The organism is Streptomyces nanhaiensis, from assembly GCF_046614825.1.
In the GTDB taxonomy this organism is placed as follows: Bacteria; Actinomycetota; Actinomycetes; order Streptomycetales; family Streptomycetaceae; genus Streptomyces; species Streptomyces radiopugnans.
In genome coordinates this window covers 1-9,353 of sequence record NZ_JBKJFM010000195.1, presented here as the reverse complement: position 1 = coordinate 9,353, position 9,353 = coordinate 1, and the positions used below count along the sequence as shown (strand labels likewise).

The following is a 9,353-nucleotide window of genomic DNA, read 5'->3' as shown; positions in this document are numbered from 1 at the left end:
CGCGGGCGCGTCCGCGGGGGCCCGCCCGGCCGACGAGGAGCACCGGCGGGCACTGGTCCGGCAGTCCCGGCACATCGCCGAGGCGGCCGCGGAACGGGCCCGGGAGAGCGCCCCGGGGCTGGAGGTGGTGCCGTCGGCGGCGGACGAGAACGCCGTCGCCGCGCTGGTGGGCGCCGGGCGCCGGGCCGCGCTGACCGTGGTCGGCACCCGCGGCCACGGCGGTTTCACCGGGCTGCTGCTGGGCTCGGTGAGCCTGCGGGTCGCGGCGCACATCGAGGGGCCCCTGATGGTCGTGCGCGGCGACAACGAGCGCCCCCGGCACGCCGTGGTCGTCGGCGTGGAGTACGGCACGGACACCGACGCGGCGCGCTACGGCTTCGAGGAGGCCGAGCGGCGGGCGGCGGCACTGCTCGTCCTGCACGCCTGGGAGCTGCCGGTCTACCCCGGTGTCATGGTGCCGCCGCCGACCCGGATGCTGGAGGAGATCGCCGAGGAGCAGGCCCGCTACGAGGAGAGCGTGCCGATGGACGCCGTCGCCGGACTGCGCGAGGCGTACCCCAACGTCGACGCCCGGGTCGAGACGGTGTACGCCGGGCCCGGCCACGCGCTCGTCGAGGCCAGCGCCGCCGCCGACCTGGTCGTCCTGGCCGCGCACCGCCGCCACCGCCTCCTCGGCATGCGCCTGGGCCCGGTCACCCACGCGGTGCTGCACCACGCCCACTGCCCCGTGGTGCTCGTCCCCACCGCCGCCTGACCGGCCGCCCGACCGGCCGCCGGCCCGCTCCGTCAGCCCGGCCAGCGCCAGCCGACGACCTCGGGCAGGTCGGTTCCGTGCTCGCGGATCCAGCCGTGGTGCCGCTCGCGCGCGTCCCGCGCCGACGCGAGCAGCCCCCCGGCCCGCTCCGCGAACCCCGGCGCCCGGTCGACCACGTCCATGACCAGCCGGTAGCGGTCCAGGTCGTTGCGGACCACCATGTCGAACGGGGTGGTGGTCGCCCCGCTCTCCCGGTAGCCGCGCACATGCAGCCGGTCGTGGAGGCCCGGCCGGTGCGCGATCCGGTGGATCAGCCACGGATAGCCGTGGTAGGCGAACACCACCGGCCGGTCGCGGGTGAACACCGCTTCGAACTCCGCGTCCGGCAGCCCGTGCGGATGCCGCGAGGCGGGCATCAGCCGGGCGATGTCCACGACGTTCACCACCCGCAGCGCCAGCCCGGGCAGGTGCTCGCGCAGCAGCGAGGCCGCGGCCAGCGCCTCCTGGGTGGGCACGTCCCCGGCACAGGCCAGCACCACGTCCGGCTCCCGTCCCGGCCGCTCGGTCCCGGCCCACTCCCACACCCCGGCGCCGCGCTCGCAGTGGTCGCGGGCCCGCTCCGGCGTGAGCCAGTCGAAGCAGGGCTGCTTGCCGGCGACGACCACGTTCACCGTGTCCGTCGTCCGCAGCACGTGGTCGGCCACGCACAGCAGGGTGTTGGCGTCCGGGGGGAAGTAGGCGCGCACCACCTCGGGACTCTTGGTGAGGACGTGGTCGACGAAGCCGGGGTCCTGGTGGGAGAAGCCGTTGTGGTCCTGGCGCCACACGTGCGAGGTCAGCAGGTAGTTCAGGCTCGGCACGGGAGCACGCCAGGGCACCTCGCGGGCGCTCTGCAGCCACTTGGCGTGCTGGGTGACCATGCTCGCCACGATGGTGGAGAACCCCTCGTAGGAGGTGAACACCCCGTGCCGCCCGGTGAGGGTGTAGCCCTCCAGCCAGCCCTGGCACAGGTGCTCGGAGAGCACCTCCATCACCCGGCCGCCGCCGCCGAGGTTCCGGTCCGTCTCCAGCGAGGCGCCCTGCCAGGCGCGGGGTGTGGCCTCCAGGACGTCCTGGAGGTGGTTGGACTCGGCCTCGTCCGGGGCCGTCAGCCGGAAGTCCCGCCGCTGCGCGGTGTCCTCGAAGACCCGCCGCAGCATGCCGCCCAGCACCCGGGTCGGCTCGTGGGAGGAGGCGCCGGGCCGGTCCACCGGCACCGCGAAGGCCTCCGGGCCGCGCAGCGGCAGCGGCCGCCGCAGCCGGCCGCCGTCGGCGTGCTTCGAGGCCCCCAGCCGCCGCTCCCCGCGCGGTACGTGCGCCAGCACCCCGGGCAGGGGGCGGCCGGAGCCGTCGAACAGCTCCTCGGGCCGGTACGAGCGCAGCCACCGCTCCAGCACGCGCAGCCGGCCGGGGTCGTCGCGCACGTCCTTCACCGGGATCTGGTGGGAGCGCCAGGTGTCCTCCACCGGGTCGCCGTCCACCTCCCGCGGACCGGTCCAGCCCTTGGGGGTGCGCAGCACGATCGCCGGCCAGCGGGGCCGCCCGGCCGTCCCCTCCTCCCGCGCCGCCCGCCGGATCGCGGCGATCTCCTCCAGCGCCGTGTCCAGGGCGGCGGCCAGGGCGCGGTGCACCTCGGCGGGCGGGGTGTCCGGGGCGGCCGTCACGTACAGCGGCTGGTGGCCGTAGCCGCGCAGCAGGGCGTCCAGCTCCTCGTGGGGGATGCGGGACAGGACGGTCGGGTTGGCGATCTTGTAGCCGTTGAGGTGCAGGACGGGGAGCACCGCGCCGTCGTGCACCGGGTCCAGGAACTTGTTCGAGTGCCAGGAGGCGGCCAGCGGCCCCGTCTCCGCCTCGCCGTCCCCGACGACGCAGACGGCCACCAGGTCCGGGTTGTCCAGGGCGGCCCCGTAGGCGTGGGACAGGGAGTGGCCCAGCTCCCCGCCCTCCTGGATCGAGCCGGGCACCACCGGGGAGGTGTGACTGGGCAGCCCGCCGGGGGAGGAGAATCGTTCGAACAGCCGCGCCATCCCCGCCTCGTCGCGCCCCATGCCGGGCCAGAGCTCACCGAAGGTGCCCTCCAGCCAGCTCCCCGCCAGCACCGCGGGCGCGCCGTGGCCCGGCCCCCACACGCACAGCACGTCGAGGTCGCGGGCGCCGATCACCCGGTTCAGATGGGTGTAGACCAGGCCCAGGCCCGGACAGGTGCCCCAGTGGCCCAGCAGCCGCGGCTTGACGTGCTCGGGGCGCAACTCCTCGCGCAGCAGCGGGTTGCCCCTGAGGTAGAGCTGGCCCGCGGCCAGGTAGTTCAGGGCACGCCAGTGCGCGTCCAGTTCGGCGCACTCGCGGTCGGTGAGCGGGGGGTGCGTCTGCATGGAACCTCCGGTCGTGGCTCGGTCGTGGCTCGGGCTGTCACTCGGGCCGCCGCCCGGTCGGCCCCCGGGGGCTCCGGGGCCCTCCGGAACGTGCGGCGCCTGTGCCCCGTGTCCCCTCCGCGCGGTCGGCCACACCCGTGCACGCCGCCCGGGCGGAGGCCGCGCGCCGTGACGGGCGCCCGCGCGACACCCCGCGCCCGCCGTCCGGTTGCCGCGGCACCCTCCCCGGCAGCACGATGGCGGCGTGTTCAGACAATGGCTGGCGCTGGAGGCGGGTGCGGACCCGGCCGAACGGTCCGGAGCGGTGCGCCGCGCCCACGAGTCGTTCCTGGCCGGGGGAGCGGTCGGCGCGCCCGTGCGCCGTCTGATAGCCGACTCCTGGCAGCGCTCGGCCAGGGCGTCGGTCGGAGTGGACCAGATGGCCCCCGTGGACCTCGCCGACGACGACCTCGACACCCACCGCCGGGAGCACATCCTGGGCCGGGTCATGCCGCTGTTCCGGGAGCTGCTGGGAGGCATCGCCGAGGAGGGCGCCCATCTGCTGTCGGTCTGCGACGAGCAGGGCCGGATTCTGTGGGTGGAGGGCCACGCGGAGGTCAGGCGGCGCGCGGAGCGGGTGAACTTCGTCCCCGGCGCCCGCTGGTCCGAGTCCCACGCCGGAACCAACGCCCCCGGCACCGCGCTCGCCCTCGGACACCCGGTGCAGATCTTCGCCGCCGAGCACTACTGCCGTCCCGCCCAGCCCTGGACCTGCGCCGCGGCCCCCGTCCGCGATCCGCGCACCCGCCGGGTGCTGGGCGTCGTGGACATCACCGGCGGCGACCACCTCGCCTCACCGCACAGCCTCGCCCTCGTCCAGGCCACCGCCCGGGCTGCCGAGGCTCAGCTCGCCTCCCTGCTCCCGGCCGCCGCCCCGGTCCGCCTCCTGGAGGTCCTGGGCCGCGACGGCGCCCTGCTCCGCACCGGCCGGTCCGGGGCGCCGGTACGGCTGGGGGCGCGGCACAGCGAGATCGTGCTGCTGCTCGCCTCCCACCCCGAGGGGCTCTCCGGCGGCCGGCTCGCCCTGGAGCTGTACGGCGAACGCGACGTCAGCCCGGTCACCCTGCGCGCCGAACTGTCCCGGCTGCGCGGGGTGCTGGGCCCGCTCCTGGCCTCCCGTCCGTACCGCCTGACCGCCCGGGTGCGCACCGACCGCGACACGGTCGCCGAGGCGCTGGAGGCCGGTGACCTGCCCACCGCGCTGGCCGCCTACCGCGGTCCGCTGCTGCCGCTGTCCGAGGCGCCCGGGGTGGTGCGGATGCGGCGGCGGCTGGAGGACGGACTGCGGCGGGCACTGCTCGCCCGCCGGGATCCGGAACTGCTGGACGCCTGGGTGCGCACCCCCTGGGGGGAGGACGACCTCCAGGCCTGGGAAGCCCTGGTCGGCGCGCTGCCCCCGGAGGCCGGGGCGGTGCCCGGCGCACGGCTGGAAGCCCTGCGCGACGCCTACGGGATCGGACGGCCGCGGGGGGCGTGCGCCCCGCGCGGCCGTGGCGCAACGTTCCCGCAACCTCCCGTTGCCTAACGTGGCGGTGCGCCTTCGCCGTTCGGCCGCCCATGGGCGAGCCGGTGCGGCGAAGCCTCCGTGTTCCGTTCCATGGGGACGCCTTGGGAAAGGCTCCCGGCCGCCCGGCGGCGCCCGGGCCCTGCCCGGGCCGATCGCCCCGTGGCCGCCGGCGCCGGGAGGGGCCGCCCGTTCGGGCGGTGCGCACCCGGGAGCGGGGCGTGGAGCGGCGCTCCTCTCCCGGACCGCCGGGTGGCACGGCGGGGCCGCACGACCTGCTTGACGGCGAGCAGGACGAACGGCGCCCGGTGGGGACCCCGCGCGTGCGGGGCCTCATCCGGCCCCGCCGTGCCGCCCGCGTCCGTCAGTCCAGGACTTCCAGAGGGTCCCCCGTGCGCAGGGTGCCGGTGTTCTCGGGAACGAGGAGCTGCCCGAACAGCAGCCGGTCGCCGGAGCGGCGGTGCCTGGCCAGGGTGCGCAGCGGCTCCTTGCCCCGCTCGGCCGTGGCCTGGTCGGTCGTGGTCACCACGCAGCGGCCGCAGGGCTTGGCCACCCGGAAGGACACCTCGCCGATCCGGATGCGGCGCCAGCCGTCCTCGGACCAGGGAGCGGTGCCCTCGACGACCACGTTGGGCCGGAAGCGGTCCATCGGCAGCGGACCCTCGTCCGGGTGATCCCCCTGCTCTATCAGCAGGTTGAGGGCGTCCAGCGACGAGACCGTGGTCAGCAGCACCGGGAACGCGTCGGCGAGGCTCACCGTTTCGCCCGGGCGGCCGTGCGAGGAGGTGACCGGACGCCGGTGCTCGGGCGCGTCCATGTGGACCAGCCGCGCGTCCGTCCCCAGATACTCCGTCAGCCAGCCGTGCGCCTCACCGGACGCGGGCACCGCCTCCACCTTGGTGCGCCACACCTCGAACACCTCGGTGCCCGAGGCCGGATCCGGCACCTCGACGGTCAGCGGCGGCATCCCGGGAGCGGACAGCCGCAGGCCGCCGCCGGGCAGCGGCTCGGCGGCGGCCAGTGCGAGGCGCGGGTGCCCGCGCTGGGTGAGCGGTGCGCCGTCGGGACCGGCCGCCATCCAGCGCCGGTCCCCCGACAGTCCCCATGGCTCCACGACGGCACGGGCGGTGCCGGCACCCGCGAACGACTTCACCGGGTAGACGTTGAGCGCGGCCAGTGTGGACGTGGTCATGCGCCCATCCTGCCACCCGGGCCGGACAGTCGGCGGGTCAGTAACCGCGCCCCTGGTACGAGTGGCCGTAGGGCTCCTCGTACGAGCCGGGGTACGGGCTCTGGGCGGGCGCCGGGCGGGCGGCGACCGGGCGCATCTGCTGCGGCTGCGGCTGCTGCGGGTAGCCGTACCCGCCGCGCGGCGCGGTGGCCTGCTGCGGGATGTACGGCGCGGGCGCCTGCTGCAGCGGCGCGGGCTGCTGGACCGGCGCGGGCTGCGGGTAGGCCGGGGCCGGGTAGCCCCGCGCCGGCTGCGACTGGTAGGAGGGCCCCGAGGGCAGCGCGGGCAGCGCGGCCGGGAGGGCGGGCAGATGGTCCGAGGTCTCGTACGGGGAGGCCGGAACGCGTATGGGTGCGATCTGAGGGGTGCCCCGCTCGGCGACCAGGCTGTCGTAGATCGGGGTGTCAGCGAAGGACGGCGCGCTGTAGTAGCCACCGCCGTAGGTGCTGCGGGGGGACGTCATACTCATAAGTTAAGCCCACGATGTGCTGGTTGGGGAGAGCGAAAAGAAGGTCATTTGACGGGTTCTCCGCGGTCATCGGCCGCGGCTGTGGCCAAAGGCGTAGGAAACGGTCATATCGCCTGTCCGGGAGACGGGACGGCCGGGGAGCGGACCGGCGGAGGCCGACGGGGATGCCCGGCGCGGGAAAACCGTTCCCCGCACGTCCCGGCGGGCGGCCCGCTGCAATAGGTTTGGTGGCCCGGCGGAACGCGGAGGACGCGGACGGCCCGGCCACGGAGGGGGAAGCATGACCATGCTCAAAGGCGCCAACGTCCCGGTCCCCGCGGACTCGGTCCGGGTCGAGGTGGGATGGCGCACCGGGCCGGGGGTGCCGGACGTGGACGCCTCGGCACTGCTGCTGACCTCCTCGGGCAGGGTCCGCTCGGACGGCGACCTCGTCTTCTACAACCAGGCGCGGCACGCCTCGGGCGCCGTGCGCCACGAGGGCAAGCGCCCCGCGGGCGGCACCGTGACCGACACCCTCGCCGTCGACCTCGCCCGCCTCGGGCCCGCCGTCGAGAAGGTCGTCGTCGCCGCCTCCGCGGACGGCGGGGACTTCGGCCGGGTGCCGGGGCTGTGCATACGGGTGCTCGACGCCGGCAGCGGGGCCGAACTCGCCCGGTTCGACAGCCGGGACGCCACCGTCGAGACCGCCTTCGTCCTCGGCGAGCTCTACCGCAGGCAGGGCGCCTGGAAGTTCCGGGCCGTCGGGCAGGGCTACGACAGCGGACTGGCCGGCCTCGCCACCGACTTCGGGATCACCGTCGACGAGCCGCAGGCGCCGCCGTCCCGCCCCCTGCCCGCGGCCCCCGCACCCGCGGCCCCCGTCGCCGCCGCGCCGGCGAGGCCCGCGCCGCAGCCGGTGAGGCTGACCAAGGTCACCCTGACCAAGGAGGCCCCCACGGTCTCCCTCGCCAAGCAGGGCGGCACCTCCGGCACGATGCGGGTCAACCTCAACTGGCAGACGCGCAAGCAGTTCAGGGGCTGGGGGAGCAAGCTGGGCCGGGCCATGGCGATGCACGCGGACCTCGACCTGGACCTGTGCGCCCTCTACGAGCTCACCGACGGCAGCAAGGGGGTCGTCCAGGCACTCGGCAACGCCTTCGGCGCACTGCACCGTCCGCCGTACATCCACCTCGACGGCGACGACCGCACCGGCGCCGTGGAGACCGGCGAGAACCTCACGGTCAACCTCGACCACAGGGAGAGGTTCCGGCGCATCCTGATCTTCGTCACGATCTACGAGGGCGCCCGCAGCTTCGCCGGACTCCACGCCACGGTCACGCTCACCCCGCAGCACGGCGCGCCCGTCGACTTCTCCCTCGACGAGTGCACCCTCCCCTCCACCGTCTGCGCACTGGCGCTGATCACCAACCGGGGAGGCGACCTCGTCGTCCAGCGCGAGTCGCGCTTCCTGGTGCCCGAACGCGGGGTGAGCCCCCAGCGGACGGTGGACCAGGCCTACGGCTGGGGCATGCAGTGGACGCCCGGCCGCAAGTGACCTCCCCCGGGCGGCCGCCCTCGCACGGCGCCGGCCGGGCCGTCCGGTGGGCGCCGAGCCCGCCCGTGCCCGTACGCTGTGGTCCGTGAGAATCGCGCTTCTGGACTCCGGGATCGGGTTGCTGGCCGCCGCGGCCGCGGTGCGGCGTGCGAGACCCGACGCCGACCTCGTCCTGTCGTCCGCCCCCGACAGCATGCCCTGGGGGCCGCGGACCGCCGAGGACATCACCGCCCGCGCCCTGGACTGTGCGCGGGCGGCCGCCGCGTACGCGCCCGACGCGCTGATCGTCGCCTGCAACACCGCCTCCGTGCACGCCCTGGAGGTGCTGCGCGCCGAGCTCGAGCCCGCGGTGCCGGTGGTCGGCACGGTGCCCGCCGTCAAGCCGGCCGCCGCCGCGGGCGGGCCCCTGGCCGTCTGGGCCACCCCCGCCACCACCGGCAGCCCCTACCAGCGCCGCCTCATCGCCCGGTTCGGCAACGGGGCCGAGATCACCGAGGTGCCCTGCCACGGGCTGGCCGACGCCGTGGAGAAGGGGGACGAGGCCGCCGTCGACGCCGCCGTCGCCGCGGCCGCCGCCCTCACCCCGCGCGCGGTGCGGTCGGTGGTGCTGGGCTGCACCCACTACGAACTGGTCGCCGAGCGCATCCGTGCCGCCGTCCGCTCCTCGCAGGCCCCCGATCCGGTGCTGTACGGCTCGGCCGCCGCGGTCGCCGCCCAGGCGCTGCGGCGCATCGGCGCGGAACCGGACCCGACGGCGCCCCCCAGCGGCGGTCTGACCGTCCTCCACACCGGCAGGCCCACCGAACTGTCCGCTCCCGCGCGCGGCTATGCCGAGGGGCGGCTGCTGGTGGCGGACCGCGCCGTACGGACCGGCTGAGCGGACCGCGCCGTACGGACCGGCCGGGCGCCCGCGTCCCCGCCGGGGCCCACCGCGCTCCGCTCACCCCGCGGCCCGCTACGGGGCCTCCCCGCCCTCCCCGGCGGTCGCCAGTCCCACCAGCAGCCCCGCGCCCACGGTGATCTGGTTGAAGCTCAGCGCGTTGCCCACGCTCGCCACCGCGGCCAGCCCCGTGAGCGCCGCGCCCGTCGCCAGCACCACCGGCGTCGGGCGCGGCGACCGGTACAGCGCGAGCAGCACCCAGCCGAAGACGGCCCCCAGCAGCAGCACACCGGGCACCCCCTGCTCGGCCGCGGCCTGCAGCGGTGCCGAGTGCGGCTTGCCGTCCGGGGCGGCGCCCTGCTCGACGGCCCGGTTCAGCGCGCCGAACCGGTCGGGCCCCGCGCCGCGCACCGGATGCTCCGCCGCGAGCGCCAGGGCCTCCCGCCACAGCACGATCCGCTGCGAGGTGAGCGGCTCCTGGAGCGGCCTCTCCAAAGCCGCCGGCAGCGCGCCGCCGGCCACCGCCCAGAC

The 9,353-nt window shown here is 76.2% G+C and carries 8 protein-coding genes; 4 read left to right on the top strand and 4 right to left on the bottom strand.

Annotated elements, in window-relative coordinates:
• Positions 1-754 (top strand): universal stress protein (locus ACLIYP_RS27405; protein ID WP_412715786.1); only part of this gene is annotated, 754 nt, incomplete at its 5' end.
• Positions 755-786: 32 nt separating this feature from the next.
• On the opposite strand, the gene ACLIYP_RS27400 is transcribed toward ACLIYP_RS27405, so the two are convergent.
• Complete coding sequence (locus tag ACLIYP_RS27400; protein ID WP_412715785.1) at positions 787-3,165, bottom strand: phosphoketolase family protein; 2,379 nt, start codon at positions 3,163-3,165, stop codon at positions 787-789.
• Positions 3,166-3,409: 244 nt separating this feature from the next.
• Between ACLIYP_RS27400 and ACLIYP_RS27395 the strand changes: the two genes are divergently transcribed.
• Positions 3,410-4,729: a helix-turn-helix domain-containing protein gene (locus tag ACLIYP_RS27395; protein WP_412715784.1), complete on the top strand. Its 1,320-nt coding sequence runs from the start codon at positions 3,410-3,412 to the stop codon at positions 4,727-4,729.
• Between the two features lie 343 nt (positions 4,730-5,072).
• Here the strand turns inward: ACLIYP_RS27395 and ACLIYP_RS27390 are convergent, their stop codons facing one another.
• A complete protein-coding gene (locus tag ACLIYP_RS27390) occupies positions 5,073-5,900 on the bottom strand; it encodes an MOSC domain-containing protein (RefSeq protein WP_412715783.1) in 828 nt (275 codons plus the stop codon).
• Between the two features lie 37 nt (positions 5,901-5,937).
• Entirely contained in the window at positions 5,938-6,402 is a 465-nt protein-coding gene (locus tag ACLIYP_RS27385; protein ID WP_093659452.1) for a DUF6643 family protein, read from the bottom strand.
• Positions 6,403-6,694: 292 nt separating this feature from the next.
• On the opposite strand from ACLIYP_RS27385, the gene ACLIYP_RS27380 reads away from it, so the two are divergent.
• Together ACLIYP_RS27380 and ACLIYP_RS27375 are read left to right on the top strand one after the other, a co-directional pair.
• Positions 6,695-7,942, top strand: a complete 1,248-nt coding sequence (locus tag ACLIYP_RS27380) for a TerD family protein (protein ID WP_412715787.1) — start codon at positions 6,695-6,697, stop codon at positions 7,940-7,942.
• 85 nt (positions 7,943-8,027) lie between these two features.
• Positions 8,028-8,819: a glutamate racemase gene (locus ACLIYP_RS27375; RefSeq protein WP_412715782.1), complete on the top strand. Its 792-nt coding sequence runs from the start codon at positions 8,028-8,030 to the stop codon at positions 8,817-8,819.
• Between the two features lie 78 nt (positions 8,820-8,897).
• Here the strand turns inward: ACLIYP_RS27375 and ACLIYP_RS27370 are convergent.
• On the bottom strand, positions 8,898-9,353 hold a 456-nt coding region (locus tag ACLIYP_RS27370; RefSeq protein ID WP_412715781.1), incomplete at its 5' end, for an O-antigen ligase family protein.